Raw genomic sequence first — 20,219 nt, 5'->3', positions numbered from 1 at the left:
GTGGACTTGGAGTGGCTGGCGGTTCGCCAAGTGAACGAGCGAAACGCGACCGGGCTTATCTTCAACACCGAGGACCAGATGGTCCCCGGTGTCGGACCCGATTGGAAATATCAGCTCTGGTGGGCCACAACCGTCGGTCCGCTGCGATGACCGGGTTACGGTGCGCTCTTACTTCCCATCTATACGATTGCCAGCGGCGACCATCGATCCGTGAACTCACGCGACGCATGTCATCCGAATAGGAATCCGGCGATCATGAAGTAGATCTCGGCGAAATTGATATCGGAATGACTGCCGGCGAATCCGCCATCGTAGAGGTTCTGGGCTTTTCGCGCGGTGTGCACGGGCGATAAGTCGGCCACGATCAATCTATTCGGAAGCCCGATCGCGTCGGTCGTGGTGAAGCCCTGATCGACGGACAGGTTCGAGGCGCCCCCAAATGCCTGAACGGTCGCCGGCGTCGGACCTGCCGCGCCAAGCGCCTGCCGCGGCGCTTTGAACAGGTTCGCCAACCGGCCGGCGTCCACAAACCACTTCGTGAGGGCCACGTCTTGCGACGATTTGGACATCAATACTCTCAGGTTAGCCAACTGGCATACATCGCCGTAGATGTCCCCAGGTTCGAGATTGTCGTTATCCGTGGCCGGCTCCAATAGGACTGCGTTGAACGACGTGCCGGGTTCGACCGCAATCGTGTTGTTGGCGATGTCCGTCTGCAGGTCTTGAAGTGCGGCACACACCACCTTGCAGCCGAAGCTGTGGCCGAGAAGGGCGATGCGAAGCGGCGAGCCCGAGCCCGCACGGGCTTGCAGCATCAATCGAAGCATGGAATACACGGCGTTCTTGCCGACCGAATCGGCGCGGTGCTCCATCGTGTAAAACGTGAAGAGCTGCAATGCGTTAAGCGGGCTGTTCGCGTCTTCGGTGATCTCCGATGGCCAGTGGATGCCAACGCTCAGCGAAGCTCTCGGAGGCTGTTTGAAAACCGGCGGCTGCGCCGCGCCGAGGATGAGGAGTTGCTTCGCGAGATCGACGCTGAAGCGGTTGTATTCGTCAAGAGCCCGGTTGGCATCGTTTGACCAGCCGTGGGAGTACACGAAGACGTCTTGAAAACCGAACGGATGGATGGCGATCGCCTCTTGCACCACCGTGTTCATGTCTGAGTCGAATATGATTCCATTCTCGTTGATCGGAATCGTGATGACGTGCGACATGCCTGATCCTCCTCTTCCGTCGCGATTGATTCAACCTTGCGCCAAGTGAAGCGGCGCGACGATTGTCGTGTGAGCAATGTCGATGGAGACCTTGCCGCCGATCGCGGTGACGGCAAAGCTCACCGCCGAAGCGGTGGCCCAGGACACCCCCGCGGTTTTGCCGTCGACATTCGCAGGTTGCACCGATTGAAGCGAACCGCGCAACGTGCCCGCGCCCGGCACGACGAAATTGAGCGTGATGTCTCCGTCCGCCAGCGGCTGCTTGAAGGGTTGCGTGGCCACTGCGCCGGCCACTCGCACATCGATCGCCAGGGAAAGCCCAACGGGAAGGTGCTTGCTCGAATCTTGGAAGACGGTGAAGTCGATGGCCGCCAATTGAAAGTGGAGAGCCGAGGCCAAAACTTTGCGGTCGCTGTAGATCTGAAAGACCATGAAGAAACCTCCGCGGCGAGCCCAGAAGTTCTCGGCACTTTTTTCACATAGACGACGTGTTCCTACGGGATTTGCCGATGTAAAAAGCAGAAGCCCGCGTGGCGGAGAAGCCCAGCGCGGATGAAACAACTCATTGTTTTCGACCTGGACGGGACCATTGCGGAAAGCAAAGCTGCGATCGACGCGGAAATGGCAACTCTTCTCACCGCGCTTCTCGGAACGGTGAAAGTCGCGGTCATCTCCGGCGGCGATCTTCCCCAATTTGAAAGCCAACTTCTCGCCCATTTTCCGGCGAGTTCCCATCTTGGCGATTTGTCTTTGCTGCCGACTTGCGGAACACGATTCTTGCAGTATAAAGACGGGTGGCAAAAGCTTTATTCTGAAGATCTTACCGACGCTCAAAAGCAGAAGATCACCGCCGCCTTGAACGAGGCGGTCGCTTCGGCAGGATTTCAAGTGCAACAGACTTGGGGAGACGTGATCGAAGACCGGGAAAGCCAGATCACGTATTCGGCGTTGGGCCAGCAGGCTCCATTGGACGAGAAGAAAAAGTGGGATCCCGATTTTTCAAAGCGTCAGAAGATAAAAGCGATTCTGGATGTCCTCCTTCCTGAATTTTCGGTTCGCCTCGGCGGCACGACCTCGATCGACGTCACACTTCCAGGGATCGACAAAGCCTACGGGATCAGAAAACTGCGCGACATTCTCGGCATCCCTATTCAAGACATGATCTATGTCGGCGACGCTCTGTTCCCAGGCGGCAACGACTATCCGGCTCGAGAGACCGGCGCGGTCTGCATCCAAGTGAGGGATCCGGACGAGACGAAACGCGTGATCGAGGCGATCATCGCCTGCTTGGGAGGCGCGGCTCAGACTCAATGACGAACGATTTTGCGGTCGAGCGGCTTGGCGTGATCATGCGGCCGAATCCGAACGATCAGCGCGAAGCTTGGGGCGTGCTCAACCCCGGCGGCGTTCGCTCCACAGATGGCGTCATGCACCTTTTTCCGCGCCTTGTCGCGGAAGGGAATTTTTCCCGGATTGCGCGTGCGCGCATGCGCTTCGAGGGCGACACGCCGGTAGGTGTCGAGGGCCTCGAAATGGCGCTGGAACCATCCGAGCCGTACGAAGTCGGCCCGAACGGCGGCGGCTGCGAAGATCCGCGGGTCGTCTATATACAGGTTCTGAAACGTTACGTCATGACGTATACGGCGTATGTCCCTCACGAACCGCGGATAGCGGTGGCGATTTCCGAGGACTTGGTAGCGTGGCAGCGCCTGGGTCCGTTGCGATATGAGGCGCTAGCGACCGGCCCCGATCTCAACGAATGTGGAAACAAAGATGCTGCGTTTCTCCCGGAAGTGGTCTTGGATCCGCAAGGAGTGCCGTCGCTTGGGATATTGCACCGGCCGACTACGCGTGTGCGCATCGATTCGCAAGGCCCCGACGTGACAAGGCCGCCGAGCGGCGAGGAGACGCTCGAACATATCTGGATTTCATACGTCGCCGTCGAAGCGGTCCAGGCAGACATCGCGACGTTGGCTTCAGTCCGTAGGCACGAACGGGTCATGGCGCCCGAACAGTCGTGGGAATCGAGCAAAGTGGGCACGGGTGCGCCGCCCGTACGGCTTTCATACGGATGGCTCTTGCTCTATCACGCGGTCTCGTTCGCGCAAGGCCGCTCGAATTATAGCGTGGGCGCGGCCATCCTCGATTTCGACCGGCCGTCGCAAGTTCTCTACCGCACGCCAACGCCGATTATCGAGCCTCAGACCGACTACGAGCGGAATGGGATCGTTGCCGACGTCGTGTTTCCAACTGCCACCGATCTGCGCACGGACGGACGTCTAGACGTCTATTACGGCGCCGCAGATACCGTGATCGCCGCCGCACGGATCACACCGCCGAGCCAATTGCCGACAATCCACCGGTAAAAGAAACGGCCGAGCATCGCTCGGCCGTTTCGTGCGTCGGTCGGTGTTGGTCAGTCGACTTTGACCTTCACGGCAAATGAATTGCCGATCGCGTCTTTGATCGTGACCGTGGTGTTTCCGAGACCGTTCGCGGTTAGCACGAACTTGTTGGACGGGCTTCCCTGGGCTACGCTGGCCACGCCCGGATTCGAGCTCGTCGCAGTCCAGGCCGTTGTGCCTTTTTCCGTGACGGTCAGATTCTGAGTGTTGCCGACGTGGAACGTGACGGACGACGGCGACACGCCCAGCGGGTTGATGATGTAGATGTCGGTTTTGCCGAGGCTGTCGTTCGCCCACATGTTTCCGTCCGGTCCCGCGGTCAATGCATAACTGTTACCTTGTGCAGTGGGCGGGAAGAAGACGTTGAGCTGATTCTTCGCGATGTTGAACGTGGCGATCATGTTGTGGTTGGATGTCGTGTACCACGGGTTCCCGTCAGGACCCAGCGTAAAGCCGCCGGGGTATCCGTCGGTGCCGAAGAAATTTTGCACCGAAGTGACCGTGCCGCTCGTCGTGATTCGAATCAATAAGTTGTTGTTGCACGGGGCCCACAGATTGCCGTCCTTAGCCGAGACGAGACCGATGGGCGCGCAGGGCAAGGGATATTGCGTCATGCTGCCGTCCGAGGGGTCGACGTCGTCGATCACGTTGTCGTTGTATTCAGTCACCCAGAGATCGCCGTCGGAACCGGTGGCGATGGCTCCGTATGTGTTCGATACGTTTCCGTCCGCATATGCGAACTCGGTTATCGTTCCGCTGGTCGTGATCTTGGCAATGTGGGCTTGCTCTGTGAACCAGACGTTGCCGTCAGGACCAAGCGTCAGTCTTCCGGCTGCGCTCAAGTCGCCGCTCGGTATCGTTTTCACTGAGAAGCTTCCGGAAGTCGTCGCAACGCCGAGGAATCCTGGATTGCCGTACGCGCCGATGTAGAATTTGCCATCCTTTCCGACCGTCAGGTTGCCGGGATAGAAGTTGGTGTTGGTGCCGAACGTGAGGGGAAACAATGTCGCGTGTCCGGTCATTTGCATTTTTATGAGCGCATGGCCGTTGTAGTCTGTGTACCAAACATTCTTGTCGGAACCCGTGACGATTCCGTTGACCTGGTTCGCGACATTCGTGTCGCCCCACGGGAATTGGGTCCAGAATATGGGCGAGTTTCCGTTTTGCACCACGTCGGGTTTGAACGCGTGGCCCGACTGCGTGTTGCCGGCGCCCGGCGCCGGGGCCGCCTGGTGGCCGCTGCAACCGGCGAGCACGAAACACGAAGCGGCGATGCAGATTAGATATTTACGCATGTTCATCTCTCCTACTGCACCGTCACGTGCACTGCGAAACTGTTGCCCTTGGCGTCGGTAACAATGATCTTACACGAGCCCGAGCCAACAGAGGTTACGGTGAAATTGGACGCCGGTGAGGCTTGGACCACCGTTGCGACCGACGACTTGTTGGTGGTCGCTGTCCATGAGGTTGTTCCGGGCTCTGTGACTACGATCGTCTTGGTCTGGCCGTTGCCTGTGAACGAGATCGATGCCGGAGCCACGCTGATGGTGTTGAGAATGTAGATGTTGACGGTGCGCGAGGTCGAGTCGACCGACCAAACGTTGCCGTCGGGTCCGGTCGTCAGACCGTTGCTCGTGCCGTAGTTGTTCGGCGGATAGTAGTACGACATCTGGTTTGTCGTCGGATCGAACTCGCCGATCTCGTTTCCGTTGCCAGTGCCGAACCACGGATTTCCGTCCGGACCGACGGTAAGGAACTTGCCGGAGCTCGCGAAGTTGAACCCGTTGAAGAATGGCGTCACGGCGCCCGCGGTCGTCACTTGATTGAGGGTTTGATTCGTGCAGGCTACCCAGAGACTGCCGTGCGAGGTGACGATGCCGTTCGGGCTGCAGCCCATCGGGAAGTTCGTCATCGCGCCTGTGGCGGGAATGATCTTGTCGATGCTCGAGGTGTTAGTCTCGGTCGCCCACAGATTGCCGTCGGGTCCAACGGCTATTTCGCCGGTGTTGTTGCCCGTGTTGGCATCGGAGTAGACGAATTCCTTAATGGTGCCGCTCGTATTGACTCGTCCGACGTGCGCGTTCTCTGTGAACCAAACGTTGTTGTCGGGTCCGAGGATCATGGTGTCGTAGCCGATCTTGTCGCCGCTCGGAATCGTGATCTTCGTTTCCACGCCGGTGGTGGTGAGTATGTCAAGGGTGCCGATGTTCGCGTCGCCGAGGTAGAACTTACCGTCGTGGCCCTGGACGAACGACGTGGGGTTGAATGCAGCCAGCGGGAAGCGCTTGACGTTGCCCGTCATGTTCATGCGAATCAGCTGCGTTCCGGAGTAGTCGTCGAACCAGAGGTTGCCGTCGCTCGCGGCGATGATTGTCGGATAGTACGGTGCCGAGACTGAGCCCCAGAAGAAGCGTCGCCATTGCACAGGATTCTCGCCGGTTTGCCGGACGTCATGTCCGACAGAGTGACCTTGCGAGGTCGCGCTCGCACCATTGTTAGCCGGCAGCGTTTGGTGACTACTGCAACCAGCCATGATGAGCGCCGAAATTGCGAGGAACAGAAGCTTATCGCGCATCTCAAACCTTTCTTGCACGCTTACGGAAATGCCCGACAGCCTCAAACGAGGCATCGCTGACAATTCACGCGGACCCAGATGTGACCAGGGAACGTCGGACCCTTCGTTCTCGCGCAGTCCGGAGATTCCCCTCGGCGCGATATGGGCATTTCGCACCAAGATGTTCGGGAACGGGCGACGCGAACGAAGTTTTGTTTTGCGACCGTGCAGCACAGAATGTTGACTCGAAATGCCGCGGATAACTTCGCGAACTGCCGTCGAGACGGAATTAAGGCCGAAGTAGATTGTTCAGATTATGTTCATATGACGACAGAAATGCGAGAGTAGGTAATATTCTCTAAACATCGCGCGCGCAAATCGAAATCTCGCGCGTGAAATACGGAACGCCGTTTCACTGTGCGCATGAGATCTCGCGGCGGCTAGACCGCGGCGCGCTCTTCAATCGCATGAGGCACATCGGCCGCATGCTCCACTCCCCAGAAGCACAGCGCCTTCACGACCGGTTCAAGCGTGCTCCCGAACGGCGTGATCGAATATTCAACCTTTGGCGGCACCTGCGGGTAGACTTTGCGCTCGATGCATCCGTCTAGTTCGAGTTCGCGCAATTGCAGCGTGAGCATCCGCCCGGCGTGGTCAGCAGGTGGAAAAGCAAAATGGCCTTCCAGCGTCCCCCGACGACATCGAGGGTCTGTTCGACCGGACATTTGGGATAGGGTCTCGCTCGTGGAACGGATCGACGCATCGCCGGTATCCTTATCTATACTACTGCACAACTATGTGCGTACTTGCGGCTTATGCAATTATAAACGAAGATGAAGGGCGTCCGGATTGACGGCTCAATCCTTCTGGAGGCGATGGCGAAATGACAGGCCGAGTAGTGACAGCGGTGGCGTTCCTTTGGCTGTCGGCGGCGGTCCCTGCCGCAGCCGATACTGTGCGCGTGGCGCACCCGGCGCAGTTGGCGCCATTCATCTATGTTCAGGACGGCAAGACGGTGGGGCTGGCGGCGGATATTCTTCGCGCCGCCGCCACGCGCGAGGGTATTGCCATCGTGTTCGTGCCGGAGTCGCCAGCGCAACTTCGGACGACATTGACGGATGGCACAGCCGATGCAATCGCGCCGGCGCCGATCATCCCAGGGCGGTACGTGTTCACGAGCGCGTTTCTCGTGACTGGCGGCGGCCTTTTCGTTCGTGCGCCAAAACCAACACCCTCCGGCCTTACGGCATTGTCAGGCAATACCGTCATCACTCCCGAAGCCGGGCCGTTCGTGAGCTTCATTAAGCAGAACTTTCCCAACGTAAAGGTCGTATCGACGAACAAATCGACGAGCATGACCAGCGAATACTTGATGAGCCTCGATCAAGTCGTCCGGGGTCAGGCCGATGCGGCGGCGTTGAACATCCAGGAAGGTGCGTGGGTGGTGGCAGAGTCGTTCGCACACAAGATCACCGTGCCGACGAGGATGTTCACGCAGTTGTCATTAGGTCTCGCGGCGACCGGTGGCAGGCACGCGGACCTCTTGAAGCGATTCGATGCGGGTTTTGCCGCGATTCGCGCAGATGGGACCTTGCGGCGTATCGAGGCCAAGTGGTCGAATGCTCATTGATGTTGCGCGGTCATGGCGCGTCAATAATAATCCGAGCTTGAAACGAACAGCTTAATGGTTGCGGCGCCCTTCGTCGCGGTTATCGTCGAATGGTCGTTTTCCAACTCGCAGTTTTGCGTCACGTGCGCGAAAACGTGGAATGGACCTGCGTTTCCATCCGCGGCGGCATCGTATTCCCACGGGATGTTCACGGTCTCGTGACCGGGCGCGAATGGCGGGGTAGCGGGTTGCCGGCCCGACCAGACATCATCTTTTTCCGCGAGTAACCATCCCTTTCCGGCGACGAGAGATGAGACAACCTCGGCGCTCGTGGCCGCGCCGTGAGACAGACCGTTCTCCCATGAGTAGTAGCCCGTAGCCGCATAAAAGGCTTCATCTTCGCGTACGCCGATGTATTCGAACGAAACCGTTTCGGGCTGTAAGTAGACCTTCGCGGAAAACCCAATGTCGGGCCAACCCAGCTTGTGATGAAGCGTGGTTCCGGGGACGCGCTCGAACAGCAGCCCACTTGGCGCGATGACGTTGAACGTTATGGTTGCCGTCGCTGAATCCACCGTGTCGACGGCGACGATGGTCTCGGTCGCAGGCATGATGCTTGCAGAGTAGATGCTGGTCTTGCCGCTGGGCGTGACGGTCCCTTGGCCGCCCGAAATCGACCAATTCGCACTGCCGCCGGAAAACGTCAACCTCACTTGTTCGCCGACACCTACGGTCAACCGCGTTCGGTCGGCGGGAACTTTCGCGACTGTTTGCGACGTGATCGTCGCCGTCGGCGTGGGAGAGGGCGACGGTGACGGATTGTGCCCTGGAGTCCCCGGTTGAGGCGCCTGCGTCAGCGGTTGAACCGACGGCGTCCCCGGATTGTTCACGATGTTCGCAAACGGAACGTTGGCAGGCGCGGTGGGCGATCCAAGTCCGATCAGTTGTGTGCTGCTGACAAGCTGCGCCGGAAGAACACGAACTTGATAGGTGCCGGGTGTGGCGTAATTCCCGCTCGTGACAAAGCGAACGTAGACGCGGTCGGAATAGCGGCTCCAGGGTGTCGGTGCCGACCCGCCGGGCTCGAGCGGGATCTCAGGAATGAGTTCTCGAGCGAGCTGCTCGAACGTGGGGGGCGGCTGCGCCATCTCTTGGCGCAAGGTCTGCATCGCGAGAACGGCCTGGCCGGCCGGGCCGATCCGTCCTAACGCATCGTTGAACGATGGCATGCCGGGCACTTTTGATGCAACTTGATCGTACTGCCCCTGGATGCGGGTGTACACGTCGCCGTTCAAACGCGATCGAAAATCGGGAATGACCTTGTCGACGATCGCGCGCTGCGGCGCCTGCATCGCGCCGTACGCAAGACCCGCTTGAATGTTCCACGACAACACCTGTAGCGCGTGATGGTCGAGCGAGTACGACGGAGCCCGCGAATTGAGCGCGCGAAAGATGTCTGCTGCCGACCCGTGCAGCGGTGCGACGAGATAGCGATGGGCGCTCGGGCTACCCGCGGTCGCTTTCATGCAAAAGACGTCGACGGTGAAAGCGTAATCTCCCGGCGGGAGCGCCACCGTTCCGTCGGTCGATGCGCGCAGTGGCGCCGTGAGATTGGGAGCGCCCCGCGGAACAAAAGGCGCGCCGGGCAGCGCGGAGGTGGGGAATGCGTCGGAGGGCGACAAGACGATCGGCACCTGATCGCCGACTGTTTTTCCAAACTCCGAAAGTGCTGCACGAACGGCGACGTCCTGCGCGTTGCCGAATGGATTCGGAAATGGCAAGCGCGCAACGCTCGCATTTGAGCCAGCGAGCACTATGACGACGCTCGCAAACGTCGCAAATGCCAACGCTGTCCGTAGCTTTACTACGTGCCGTCGCATGGAACAGTGTTTGGCGTCGCAATCGCGATCACCCGCTTTCCCGCCATCGGTTTATCCGAGTACCGACCGGCCCAACGGCATCGTCGTCCAATAGCGGAATCCAAACAAATCCGCTATACTTAAATGTCCCCGGCGTCGCGGAAGGGACGATTGGTATCGCGCGTGGGCACTTTCGAAGAGAACCCGGAAACCCAGATCGGGCAGGCGCTCTATCAAGAGCTCCTGTCGATACACGGTATGATACGCCGAGACCTTGCAACTGTGCGGCAGCTCGCGGCCGACGTCGCGACAAGCATGCCGGCACACGAGATCTCCGCAGAAATTAGGAACCTCAAACGCGACGGCAAATTGTGGCAGCTCAAAGTGGGGTGTCTGCGCTACTGCCGCTTTGTGCACTCGCACCACAATCTCGAAGACGCCGCCTTCTTCCCGTCTCTGCGAGCGGTGAATCCAGCCCTCAATCAGGTGGTTGACAAACTTGAGGAGGACCATCGCAAGGTATCCGATTTATTGGACGCCGTAGAAGAAGGCGCCGACATCATCACCAAGATCGATAGCGACGCGGTGCGGCGAAGCATCAGCGACACGCTGAGCGTTCTGAGTGAACGCTTGCTCGAGCATCTCGACTATGAGGAACTCAACGTAGGCCCGACCATGCGGCGGATGAACGGAATCTAGGCCGGAAGTCGCGGCACTAGGTCCCGATATGCGCGCAGCCGAATTCCGATCGAGTGCCGCCCAAATATACACCAACTGGAATCCTGGTCTGTCCGCCCACATATTTCGATGTCGTCGACCGCAAGAATCCGTTCATGACCATGGAGTCTCTGGTCGATCGTGAAGTAGCGAAGCAGCAGTGGCTGTCGCTTCGGCAAACGTTTGAGGCGACAGGATTGCAGGTGCACGAATATGCGCCGCTGCCGGGCGCCGAGGATATGGTGTTTTCCGCGAACCCGGCGCTGGCCGGCCTGAATCGCAGCGGTGACCGGGCGGCGGTCGCGAGCCGCATGAGGTTTCCGTCGCGCCAGGTCGAGGTTCCGGCGATCGTCGGGCGACTCACGGAACTCGGCTATACGGTGGACACAAGCATCCCGCCCTCGGTGTGTTTCGAAGGCGGAGGAGACGCTGTGTGGCACCCGGGTCGACACGTGCTGTATGCAGGCTACGGATGGCGCTCCGATGCCGCGTCACATCCGGTCCTCGCGCGGGTCTTTGAAGCGGAAATTGTGCCTCTGCGCTTGGCCGACGAGCGCTTTTACCATCTCGACACCGCCCTTTGTGCGGTCGATTCAGATACCGCGTTGATCGTCGCCGAAGCGTTCGATCAGAGCGGACTCGGCGAATTGCAGAACCGCTTCAAGCGACTGCTGCGAATCGAGTTGGACGAGGCGCTTTCCATGGCCGCGAACGCCGCGACGGGTGCCGACGGATCCATTGTCATCGACTGCGCAGCGCAAAAGACGATCGCGATGCTGAAATCGCTTGGCTACATTGTGAGAGCGGTGGATACGGGCGAATTCCGCAAATCCGGCGGAAGCGTCTATTGCATGAAGCAATACTTATACTAGCTACAGGGGCGCCAAGGGAGCGGCGAGAACGCGCCGCGCATGCCGACGTTCACGCGCGCCATCGTTCGCCCGCCGGCCGACACCTTCGCGAACGGCTTAACCTCGGGAGCCCTTGGCCCACCCGATTTCAACAAAGCATGCGAACAACACGAGGCGTACCGGCACGCGTTGGCGCGCGCCGGTCTGCGCGTCACTGAGCTCGCGGAGTCGAGAGATTTTCCCGACGCGACGTTTGTGGAGGACGTCGCCGTCGTCACGGGATCCGCGGCGATGCTCACGAGGCCGGGCGCCCAAAGCCGACGAGGCGAAGTCGATCTCATTCGGGATGCCCTGTCGCAATGCGGGTTGTCGGTCGATGAAATCTCGGCGCCGGCAACGCTCGACGGCGGCGACGTCTGCGACGCAGACGGACATTTCTTCATCGGACTTTCGGAGCGGACGAACGCCGACGGAGCCGAGCAACTCGCTCGCTGGCTCTCGGTCAACGGCCGCACATCGACGATCATCGACGTCCGCGAGTTAGAGTCGCTGCTGCATTTCAAGAGCGGGTTTGCATATCTCGGCGATGACACCATCGTTGCCGGCGGCGACCTATCGGGCCACCCCGCATTTCGACGATACCGGCTCGTGCCCGTCGTTCCCGAAGAGGCATACGCGTCGAACTGCATTCGCATCAACGACCGAGTGCTCGTGCCCGCGGGGTATCCTAGGCTCGCCCACGCACTCGGTAGCCTCGGTTACACCCTCGAGCTCATCGACGTTTCCGAGTTCCAGAAAATGGATGGCGGGCTCAGTTGCCTCTCGCTGCGCTTCTAGCGGGTGTGGTCAGATCGGGAAGAGCATCTCTGCGACCCGTTCCTGCGCCAGCGGCCGCACGCCATTTATCACGAGCCGCTTGAAGTGCTCCGTCGCGATGTGAGCATCCAGAGACACTCTATCGCGATACGCTTCCCACAGCACGAACACGTTCTGCTTCTCTTGGCTTCGAGCGACGTCGAAGGTGGTCACGCCTTTTTCCTCGCGGGAGGCATCGCGCAACTCTCGCAATATCGTTTCGACTTTGTCCGCGTCTTCGGGAGCGAACGTATAGTGGACTAGTTGAATGAGCATATTGTTTTCCTTTGGTTACTCGGATCTACTTGAAGCTCGCGTCTCCATCATACACCGAGGGGTCCCAAAAGCGCGCGGCACGTAGTTCCGCGTCCAAATCCGGGTCGGCTGCGCGGTAGAAGAATCTCCAGTTCGAGAGCTCGTTGCGATAGGGCGCGCAATCGTCGAGGACTCGCATCTTGGGCACGCCGCGTCCGAGATTTCGCAAAATATACACGCCCTCTTTCGCACATCGTCTCAGCGCGGCGTGAAGCAACCCGGGAAGGAAATCGATATCTGGCTCGATGGTCTGATAGTCGACAAAATCCACTTGCCGGCCATCCCCCGTGCGGACGAGGATGCAATATGCGCGGAGTTGGCGGTTTCGAGATGCGGTCAAAATCCACAATCGACTCGTGCGCATGGGAATGGCAAAATGCCACGAAAGCGCACGGCAGTTTCGTTCTCCCATTAATTTATCCGGATTCTGACGGACGAGCTCGTCCCAGAATGCATCGAACCGAGAATCGAAGCACTCCGCGGATTCGACGAACACGGCGCGAGGAAAGTTTGGAAGAGGTTTCTTTCGGATCGCATGCTTCAACCAGAGTACCCCACCGGCGGGATAGGCCAACAAATCGGCGAGCGGTACGTGTCGCAGCCGCAATCTTTGTCGTGCGAACTCGACGTATCCGGTCACCCACGTCGAACCCGTCGCCCAATCACCCTGCGGGATGCGGGCTGAGAGGCGATCGATCAATCGAGCTGCCATCGGGCCGACGGTGGTATTGATGAACAGATCGACGCCCGGCTGATTGAAATATTCTTCCATTAGCCAAAGAGCATAGCCGCGGTATTCCGAAGCGGTGGCCCAGGAGCGGCCATTTCCGCAGATGAGTTCTCGTCCCCGAAACCTGTAGAGCGACGGAACGTTTAATACTGAGCCCACGATCTCACTCGTCGTGGTCTCAAGAACCCACCCGATCTGCCAATCATTGCCGAGCCGCGGCCAAAGCGGGTTATCGAGCCACATGCTTCGCCAGTCGTCTTGCGGTAAGGTCTTTAGCGAATGCGCCGACGCGAGGTGCGCGATATCATCGTAGTCTTCAAATCGTGCGGGGCGAATATGTGGGGCCGATAACGTCTCAAGTTTCGAGAATGGGGATTTGCCGACGCCGGCGCTCACGCGCAGGTCTCGTACAAGAGCGGAAGGGACCGCATCCCGCGCAACCCCAGGTTTTCACGCCAGACGAGTTGTTCGCCGGTGAGCCGAAGGGTGGGGAACCGGCGGAGGAGCGTTTCGAAGGCGATACGTGCTTCGAGCCGGGCTAGCGGCGCACCGAAACAGAAATGGGCCGCCCATCCAAACGCGAGATGGCGGTTGTCCGGCCGATCGAAGTCCAGTCGATCCGGGTCGGGAAACCGCTCAGGGTCCCGGTTAGCGGCGGCCATCACCGCGATCACCGCATCGCGCTTGCAAATTCGCTTCCCACCGAGCACGACGTCGTCCGGCGCCAGACGCGCGGTATGCTGACTTGGGCTTTCATACCGAAGCAGTTCCTCGACCGCGGCCGGCATGATCTGGTCGTCGCTGCGGAGGCGCGCCAATTGATCCGGATCGCGCAACAGCGAAAGCATGCCGTTTGCGATCAGGTTGGTGGTGGTTTCCTGTCCTCCGACCATGGTGACGATGGAGTTTGCGACGACTTCCTCGTCGGTCAGGCGATCGCCGTCCACCTCGCTGGACATCAGCGTATGAACCAACCCAGCGCGTGGTCTACTCCGCTGCTCGACGATGGCGTCGTTGAAGTAAGCCGTAAGATTGTCGAGCGCGCGCAGCACACCGTCAAGCCGGTCGGGGTTGTGCTGGAAGTTTCCGAGCATCTCGGCAAACGTCGAGGACCAATCCTTCAGTCTCACGTGATCTTCCGAAGGTACGCCCAGCATCTCGGCCGACACGATGGCAGGAAGCGGTTCCGCGAAATCGGCGAGCAGATCCATCCGTCCTGTACCGCGCGCGACGATTTCATCGATCAGCTTCGTCGCTATCTCGCAGATGTGATCGCGCAGACCTTGCACGCGCGCCGGCATGAAGGCCGGTGCGGCCAGTTTTCGCAGGCGAGCGTGCGCCGGCGGATCCATGAATAGCATTTGCTTGCCCATCACTTTGGCGATCGGGCTGACTTCGGGTGCGTTCAATGCCTCGAAGAACTCGGGCGTGGGTGCGCGGTCTGCCGAAAAGGATGTGAGGACGGTGACGACATCCGCATATCGTGTGACGATCCACGCGTGGAGGTAGGGGTCCCAATAAACGGGGTCCTCAGTGCGGAGTCGGCGATAAAGCGGGTATGGATTCGCCAGCACCTCCGGATCAAGCAGGTGGTAGAGGCTCAGCGGGACTGTGGACAACTCGTTGGACATCTCGTTCCTACTGTGCCGCCTTTGTCAATTGTGCGACTTCGGCGGACAGCGCGGCGACGGTAGGCGACGTGAACAGTTGGCGAAGCGTAAGATTTACTCCGAACGTTTCACGAATCCGCGCGACGAGCTCTGCACCAAGCATGGAGTGGCCGCCCACCATGAAAAAGTTCTCCTCAGGTTCTATCGACGGCCGGCCAAGCATGGAAGCGACCAATGCTGAAATACGATGTTGCAACGCGTTGCTTCCATCGGTGGGATCGCTCGAAGGTGCCCTGTCCGGCAATAGATTCTCTATGCTAGGCGCCGGGAGGGAAGACTTATCAAACTTTCCGTTGGCCAGCGTCGGCAGCTCGGGAAGTGATACAAAAAATGCTGGGACCATGTAGTCGGGCAGGCGGGCGGTGAGAAATTCACGGAGTGCGGAGTTCGTAAGAACCGTATCGCGGCCGGGAACGACATAGGCGACTAGCGTGGGCGCGCCGTCGCCGATATCGCGCACCGAAACCGCACTGGCTTCAATCCCGGCGAAGCTGTTCAGGGACGCCACGATCTCACCGAGTTCGATGCGAAAACCGCGGATCTTCACCTGATCGTCTATGCGGCCAATGAATGCGATTTCGCCGTTCTCCAATAGTCTAGCGCGATCGCCGGTCCGATAGATGCGCTGACGGTCCCCAAATGCGGAACTGTAGGTGACGAATCGGCTCGCGGTGAGCTCCGGGCGGTTCCGGTAACCTCGGCCGACGAGCGCGCCGCCGAGGCAGAGTTCACCGGCTTCACCGGGTGCGACCGGTTCCAACGCGTCGTCGAGGATCAGGGCTATTGCGTTCGCGATCGGCTGTCCAATGGATGGCGGGCTGCTGGAATCCCCGTCCAGCGACACAGTCCCTGAGGTCGCGACCACAGTGCATTCCGTCGGGCCGTAGTTGTTTATCACGACAAAAGGCAGCCCTGCAACGGGCCGGCCGTGCAGTGCATCGCCGCCGGTCAGCAACGTGCGCAGAGCGGTCTCGACAGGCCAGCTTGTCCGCAGCAGCTGCTCGGCAAGAGCGGTCGGGATGAACCCGATGGTGATTTTTTCCGCGACGATCCAGTCGCGAATCGCCTCCGACGAACGCCGAGTCACTTCATCAGCGATATGCACGCTGGCGCCTGACGTGAGATACGGCCATATCTCCCAGACGACCGCGTCAAATCCGACGCTGGCGATTTGGCTGGCGCGGTCGAAAGGAGTGACGTTGAATGCCGAGCGGTGCCAATCGATCAGGTTTCCAAGATTTTCATGGGTTATTTCGACGCCTTTGGGCTGTCCCGTCGAGCCAGACGTGTAGATCACGTAGGCCAGACTCTCCGGATCGGATTCGAATTCTTTGAGAGCGGTCGAGCCGGCGTTGCCGAGGCTTTCGATTTCCAGCACCTGCCATGAGCCCGCCGGAGCACTCCGAATATTGCGCGAATTCGTCAACAGCGCCATCGCCCCAGCGTCGGCGAGAATCGCTGCAATTCGAGCAGTAGGGGCGGCCGGATCCAGCGGAACGTAAGCGGCTGCGCTTTTCATCACTGCTAGTGCGGAGACGATGAACTGGGCCGAGCGCTCGAGCAGCAGTCCGATGCAACGATCTTGCGCCGCGCCGGCTTCCTGCAGTCGTGCCGCCAACAGACTCGATTGACGATCGAGCTCCCCATAGGTCAGCTGAGATGTTCCATCCACAACAGCGATGTGGTTGGGCGCGACCGCCGCGCGGCGAGCGATCCGAGCTGGAATTGAATCGGCGCGATTAGCGATCACGGAGCGCCCGTCGATCGATGCGATCGTCCTGGGTCCTTCGGCGCAGGGCCGTCATTTATGTCCACGATTCTCACTCTGTCGGTCGGGCGACACGAATAAAGCCGCGTTGTAACCGGCTGGTATTGTCAGGCGCGAGCGCGTTGGATTAAAGTATACGCTTTTCCGCTATGGCAGGCACGAGCCGAAAGGCCGATGATCTCGTATGCGATAGAGCTAGAATAATATACACGATGTGTGGTGTTCAATTCTAGCGAATGGGAAAGGTATGACGCCCAGCGCGAGATCCGGATGGCATGACCTGCTTGCCACCGCAGTTGCGTGGCAACTTCGTCCAGACGAGATCTCTCCCAGCGGACTGCAGGAAGGATGCTCCTCCTGGTTATCGGGCGACGAACGGTCGCACTGGGAAAAACTTCAAACGGAACGGTTGCGACACGAGTACATCGCGGCGAGAGCGTTGTGTCGCGCGACGCTGTCGCGGTACACCGGCGTCGATCCGTCCGACTGGCGTTTTGGCAGGAACATGTACGGCAAGCCGAAGATCACGAGACCGGCCGAATTCACATCCCTACGATTTAATCTGGCGCACACCGCAGGCCTGGTGGTTTGCTTGGTATCCCGCGCAGGCGACGTGGGGGTGGACGCGGAGGATACGTCACGCATCGTCGACGTCGACCAAATGGCCCGGCATTTTCTGGCTGTGCGGGCGCGATCATTTCTGGAGAGTGTACCTACGGATCGGCGAAACGAACGATTCTACGAGCAATGGGTATTGAAGGAAGCATATCTCAAGGGCATCGGAAAGGGGATTGCGTCTGCGCCGGAACGATCGACCATAAGTTTCGGCGAAAACGATCAGCCAATGCCGATCGGGAGCTGGACGTTATTCTTACATCGGCCGAGCGCAAGACATGTAGCGGCCGCGGCCGTGCGCCAGCGACCTGAATCGGCGCCCGTTACGGTCAACTGGTTGAATGCCGATGACTTACCGGGCGTGGGCTAGGTTCCGCCACGCGCGCAACCGAACTCCGTTTGAATGTCTCCCTAGACCGGGGCTGCGCGCGTCGACTGAAACAAAGGCGGCTTCGCGGCGATAGCGGAGTCACAGAGGAGAAAGAAGGTTGCATCCAATCGATAAAGCTGCGCGTATCGCGGGAGTCCTCTATCTCCTTTTGATCGCTATTGGCCCGTTTAGCCTCATATACGTTCCCAACACTATTATCGTGAGCGATAACGCCGCCGCGACCGCCGCTCACATCTTGGCTCACGAGACGGTATTTCGTCTGGGCATCCTCGGCGATCTGGTGAGCGGAACCGTTTTTCTTTTCCTCGTGTTCGCGCTTTACCGGCTGTTCAAGAGCGTCGACCAGGACCTCGCTGCAATGCTGGTGGTCTTGGGAGGGCTGATGCAGACTCCCATTTACTTTCTCAACTCGCTCAACTGGATCGCGGCGCTGACGCTCGTGAACGGCAGCGACTACCTTGGCGTGTTCTCGAAGGCGCAGCTCGACGCGCTCGCAATGTTGTTCATCCATCTACACTCCCAAGGAAACGTCGTCAGCTTGATATTTGCTGGGCTCTGGCTCTTCCCGTTCGGCATACTCGTGATTCGGTCGGGCTTTCTGCCGCGCTTTCTGGGCATATGGCTGATCGCCGAAGGCTTCGCCTGGCCCATCCTCAGCTTGACGGGACTGTTCGCACCGCAATACCAAGACACGGTTTTCACGTATTCGCAGCCCCTGTTTTTCGCAGAGATCGCGATCATGCTCTGGATGCTCATCATGGGCGCAAAAATTCGACCGCCGGCCATAGCTGCCACGTGATCGAGTCGCACGTGTGCTAACCGGCGGATAGCCTGAAGACCGGTCTTATTTTCTATACGCTTTTAGTAACAGCAGAATCTCTTGTTGCTGAACTTTCGCCTCGGGTGAGCCGGACCCGGGGCGTCCTGTAGTATGCAAGGCCAGATTCATGGCAGTCGAACCGTTCTTGTTCCGGATCGCTGGATTCGCCCCATGGTCGAGAAGAGCACGTACCGCGCCCGCACAACGCGTTCGAACGGCGCGGTGCAGTGGAGTGGCGCCGTCCATATTCTGGGCGTTCGGATCTGCGCCGGCTTCAATAAGGCACGCAATCGTCGCCGCTTGTGCTGTCGGATCCCACCTTGCCGAACCGGGACTTCCGAATGCGGCGGCATGAAGCGGTTCAGCACCACGCCGGTTCCTCGCACGGACGTCGGCTCTCGCCCTTATTAACTTGTCCGCCATCTTGTGCCGATACGAGGCAGCGGCGAAATGTAACGCCGTATCGCCGGCATAGATGTAGTGCCCAATTTCCTTGATAAAGCTAGGGCTGGGGCTCGGCTCCTGCCGTGTTGCTCCCTTGGGGAAACTCGCAGTCGCAAGTGCTGACGACTCGCCAATCAGTTTAGAAAAAAGCGCGCCGTCGTTGGCGACAATCGCGTCTACCAACTGTCGCAAAGAGTGTTCTGAAGTCCCCACAGCCGTGATATTACGAACGCAACCTAGGAAGCCATACCGATAGACCCAAAATCGGGTCGTTCAAATCGCACTCAAAATTCATTGGTCTTCAAACAAGACAGATCCAGCAACCGATAGGCGCAATCTAAAATCCCGCAATCGCTTGCGGGATGAAGGTTTGAGATGGTGGAGGATAACGGTCTCGAACCGTTGACCTCTTGCATGCCATTCGCCAAAGGGCGATTCCGGCGTTGCCACCAGAACGCTGTAAAATCGGCCTAAGGTCAACAAAGACGGGGGTTGGCGAGATTGACGAAATTTCGCCAGCCTTCTCCATTACTCGCCGATCCACGCCCCTTAAGTGGTACGATAAGTGGTACGGACTCACCACTTGCGTGGAAAACAAGAGGTCAACGTCGGATCATCAATCCGTGTCGCCCGTCGCACAGAATCACGCACAAAACGGGCGCAATCATCTTGATGGAGACGTTGCGGTCATAGGCCTAGACTGGGCTTTAGACTAGATTGTCGGACTGGCAGGAGGTCGGTGCGAAATGATCGTCGTTACTCCGAGACGCCCCGGTGGTAATTTCTGCGGTGGCGTTATTCCATCATCGTATGTGATGCGCCAAAGGATGAAGTCAGTCGTAGGGACGGCCGCCCAAAGTGTAAACCTATTAACTATCCGAGGTGGGGCTCCGGGGTAGATTGGAAACGGCACGTCGTAAGCCATGTGCCAATACCGCTTCCCGCTTTCATCTCCTACATTTGCGATGTACTTAAAACCATATTCACCAAATACGCGGTCCGGGTGTTTATAGTCATAGTTCTCTACAGGATCGAACTCGGATGGTATCCAGAGGAGTATAGTCGCATCTCGTGCTGTTTTGTCACCATCGTTCGTAAGTAAGAGCGTCTGGTAGAAGGAGCCCTTTCGTTCGCTGTTACGTGGAGTGACGTGGCTAACATCGTTATCGCGGTCGTGTGCGCTAACAACAAGCCGCGCTGCACGGTTTAAGTAGGTGCTTTGCTTTCTAGAAAATTCCAAGTCCTCGCGAACTAGATCGTTGGACTCTCTGGTTACTCGAAGTTCATCCTTGGCCAAGTCGAGTGCATCAGTGGAGGCCTTCAGAGCCTTCTTCGCCAGGCGGATTTGCCAGGCAACGAGGCCTAAGGTTATGAGGGCAACTATCACTGCACCGACGGTTAC

Annotated in this window: 19 protein-coding genes; 8 read left to right on the top strand and 11 right to left on the bottom strand. The window is 58.9% G+C overall.

Translation table 11 applies throughout. From position 1 onward, the window contains the following. Positions 1-230: 230 nt before the first annotated feature. Both VII69_12400 and VII69_12395 read right to left on the bottom strand, forming a co-directional pair. Positions 231-1,214 (bottom strand): alpha/beta hydrolase, encoded by a 984-nt coding sequence (locus VII69_12400; GenBank protein ID HEY5095907.1) that lies wholly within the window; start codon positions 1,212-1,214, stop codon positions 231-233. 30 nt (positions 1,215-1,244) lie between these two features. Then, positions 1,245-1,646: a hypothetical protein gene (locus tag VII69_12395; GenBank protein HEY5095906.1), complete on the bottom strand. Its 402-nt coding sequence runs from the start codon at positions 1,644-1,646 to the stop codon at positions 1,245-1,247. 120 nt (positions 1,647-1,766) lie between these two features. Here VII69_12395 and VII69_12390 point away from each other — a divergent pair, with 120 nt between their 5' ends. Continuing rightward, complete coding sequence (locus VII69_12390; protein HEY5095905.1) at positions 1,767-2,528, top strand: HAD-IIB family hydrolase; 762 nt, start codon at positions 1,767-1,769, stop codon at positions 2,526-2,528. Further along, positions 2,525-3,580, top strand: coding sequence for a hypothetical protein (locus VII69_12385; protein HEY5095904.1), 1,056 nt, complete (start codon positions 2,525-2,527; stop codon positions 3,578-3,580). The genes VII69_12390 and VII69_12385 overlap by 4 nt, the downstream gene beginning before the upstream one ends. 50 nt (positions 3,581-3,630) lie before the next feature. Here the strand turns inward: VII69_12385 and VII69_12380 are convergent, their stop codons facing one another. From VII69_12380 to VII69_12370, 3 genes are all read right to left on the bottom strand, one after another. Then, on the bottom strand, positions 3,631-4,914 hold the full coding sequence (locus tag VII69_12380; GenBank protein ID HEY5095903.1) for a hypothetical protein: 1,284 nt from the start codon (positions 4,912-4,914) through the stop codon (positions 3,631-3,633). An 11-nt stretch (positions 4,915-4,925) separates the two neighbouring features. Next, the gene (locus tag VII69_12375; GenBank protein ID HEY5095902.1) at positions 4,926-6,194 is read right to left on the bottom strand and encodes a hypothetical protein; all 1,269 of its coding nucleotides are present in this window, start codon (positions 6,192-6,194) and stop codon (positions 4,926-4,928) included. Between the two features lie 419 nt (positions 6,195-6,613). Beyond that, positions 6,614-6,814: a winged helix-turn-helix transcriptional regulator gene (locus tag VII69_12370; GenBank protein HEY5095901.1), complete on the bottom strand. Its 201-nt coding sequence runs from the start codon at positions 6,812-6,814 to the stop codon at positions 6,614-6,616. Positions 6,815-7,056: 242 nt separating this feature from the next. Between VII69_12370 and VII69_12365 the strand changes: the two genes are divergently transcribed. After that, positions 7,057-7,803 (top strand): transporter substrate-binding domain-containing protein, encoded by a 747-nt coding sequence (locus tag VII69_12365; protein ID HEY5095900.1) that lies wholly within the window; start codon positions 7,057-7,059, stop codon positions 7,801-7,803. 20 nt (positions 7,804-7,823) lie between these two features. Here the strand turns inward: VII69_12365 and VII69_12360 are convergent, their stop codons facing one another. Further along, positions 7,824-9,596, bottom strand: coding sequence for a hypothetical protein (locus VII69_12360; protein ID HEY5095899.1), 1,773 nt, complete (start codon positions 9,594-9,596; stop codon positions 7,824-7,826). Positions 9,597-9,812: 216 nt separating this feature from the next. Between VII69_12360 and VII69_12355 the strand changes: the two genes are divergently transcribed. From VII69_12355 to VII69_12345, 3 genes are read left to right on the top strand one after another with little or no spacing between them, the layout of a single operon-like run. Further along, positions 9,813-10,340: a hemerythrin domain-containing protein gene (locus VII69_12355; protein HEY5095898.1), complete on the top strand. Its 528-nt coding sequence runs from the start codon at positions 9,813-9,815 to the stop codon at positions 10,338-10,340. A gap of 53 nt (positions 10,341-10,393) precedes the next feature. Then, the gene (locus tag VII69_12350; protein HEY5095897.1) at positions 10,394-11,230 is read left to right on the top strand and encodes a hypothetical protein; all 837 of its coding nucleotides are present in this window, start codon (positions 10,394-10,396) and stop codon (positions 11,228-11,230) included. Between the two features lie 39 nt (positions 11,231-11,269). Then, a complete protein-coding gene (locus tag VII69_12345; GenBank protein HEY5095896.1) occupies positions 11,270-12,046 on the top strand; it encodes an arginine deiminase family protein in 777 nt (258 codons plus the stop codon). A 9-nt stretch (positions 12,047-12,055) separates the two neighbouring features. On the opposite strand, the gene VII69_12340 is transcribed toward VII69_12345, so the two are convergent. The 4 genes from VII69_12340 to VII69_12325 are packed head-to-tail and all read right to left on the bottom strand — an operon-like array spanning position 12,056 to position 16,529. Then, entirely contained in the window at positions 12,056-12,340 is a 285-nt protein-coding gene (locus tag VII69_12340) for a putative quinol monooxygenase (protein HEY5095895.1), read from the bottom strand. A gap of 25 nt (positions 12,341-12,365) precedes the next feature. After that, complete coding sequence (locus tag VII69_12335) at positions 12,366-13,505, bottom strand: hypothetical protein (GenBank protein ID HEY5095894.1); 1,140 nt, start codon at positions 13,503-13,505, stop codon at positions 12,366-12,368. After that, the gene (locus VII69_12330; protein ID HEY5095893.1) at positions 13,502-14,740 is read right to left on the bottom strand and encodes a cytochrome P450; all 1,239 of its coding nucleotides are present in this window, start codon (positions 14,738-14,740) and stop codon (positions 13,502-13,504) included. Before VII69_12330 ends, VII69_12335 begins: the two co-directional genes overlap by 4 nt. 7 nt (positions 14,741-14,747) lie before the next feature. Continuing rightward, complete coding sequence (locus VII69_12325; protein HEY5095892.1) at positions 14,748-16,529, bottom strand: non-ribosomal peptide synthetase; 1,782 nt, start codon at positions 16,527-16,529, stop codon at positions 14,748-14,750. Positions 16,530-16,794: 265 nt separating this feature from the next. Here VII69_12325 and VII69_12320 point away from each other — a divergent pair, with 265 nt between their 5' ends. Together VII69_12320 and VII69_12315 are read left to right on the top strand one after the other, a co-directional pair. Continuing rightward, positions 16,795-17,532, top strand: coding sequence for a 4'-phosphopantetheinyl transferase superfamily protein (locus VII69_12320; GenBank protein HEY5095891.1), 738 nt, complete (start codon positions 16,795-16,797; stop codon positions 17,530-17,532). Between the two features lie 118 nt (positions 17,533-17,650). Continuing rightward, entirely contained in the window at positions 17,651-18,352 is a 702-nt protein-coding gene (locus VII69_12315; GenBank protein ID HEY5095890.1) for a DUF4386 domain-containing protein, read from the top strand. A 1,177-nt stretch (positions 18,353-19,529) separates the two neighbouring features. Here VII69_12315 and VII69_12310 read toward each other — a convergent pair. After that, positions 19,530-20,219, bottom strand: a 690-nt coding sequence (locus tag VII69_12310) for a hypothetical protein (GenBank protein HEY5095889.1), incomplete at its 5' end; no start/stop codon positions are given.

This window comes from Candidatus Eremiobacteraceae bacterium (assembly GCA_036511855.1).
GTDB lineage: Bacteria > Vulcanimicrobiota > Vulcanimicrobiia > Eremiobacterales > Eremiobacteraceae > JABCYQ01.
This window is presented reverse-complemented; position numbering and strand designations above follow the sequence as displayed.

What these genes read in the sequence shown, in the direction of transcription:
- VII69_12400 (HEY5095907.1), bottom strand. Translation starts at nt 1,214, where the DNA reads ATGTCGCACGTCATCACGATTCCGATCAACGAGAATGGAATCATATTC.
- VII69_12395 (HEY5095906.1), bottom strand. Translation starts at nt 1,646, where the DNA reads ATGGTCTTTCAGATCTACAGCGACCGCAAAGTTTTGGCCTCGGCTCTC.
- VII69_12390 (HEY5095905.1), top strand. Translation starts at nt 1,767, where the DNA reads ATGAAACAACTCATTGTTTTCGACCTGGACGGGACCATTGCGGAAAGC.
- VII69_12385 (HEY5095904.1), top strand. Translation starts at nt 2,525, where the DNA reads ATGACGAACGATTTTGCGGTCGAGCGGCTTGGCGTGATCATGCGGCCG.
- VII69_12380 (HEY5095903.1), bottom strand. Translation starts at nt 4,914, where the DNA reads ATGCGTAAATATCTAATCTGCATCGCCGCTTCGTGTTTCGTGCTCGCC.
- VII69_12375 (HEY5095902.1), bottom strand. Translation starts at nt 6,194, where the DNA reads ATGCGCGATAAGCTTCTGTTCCTCGCAATTTCGGCGCTCATCATGGCT.
- VII69_12370 (HEY5095901.1), bottom strand. Translation starts at nt 6,814, where the DNA reads ATGCTCACGCTGCAATTGCGCGAACTCGAACTAGACGGATGCATCGAG.
- VII69_12365 (HEY5095900.1), top strand. Translation starts at nt 7,057, where the DNA reads ATGACAGGCCGAGTAGTGACAGCGGTGGCGTTCCTTTGGCTGTCGGCG.
- VII69_12345 (HEY5095896.1), top strand. Translation starts at nt 11,270, where the DNA reads ATGCCGACGTTCACGCGCGCCATCGTTCGCCCGCCGGCCGACACCTTC.
- VII69_12340 (HEY5095895.1), bottom strand. Translation starts at nt 12,340, where the DNA reads ATGCTCATTCAACTAGTCCACTATACGTTCGCTCCCGAAGACGCGGAC.
- VII69_12330 (HEY5095893.1), bottom strand. Translation starts at nt 14,740, where the DNA reads ATGTCCAACGAGTTGTCCACAGTCCCGCTGAGCCTCTACCACCTGCTT.
- VII69_12320 (HEY5095891.1), top strand. Translation starts at nt 16,795, where the DNA reads ATGACGCCCAGCGCGAGATCCGGATGGCATGACCTGCTTGCCACCGCA.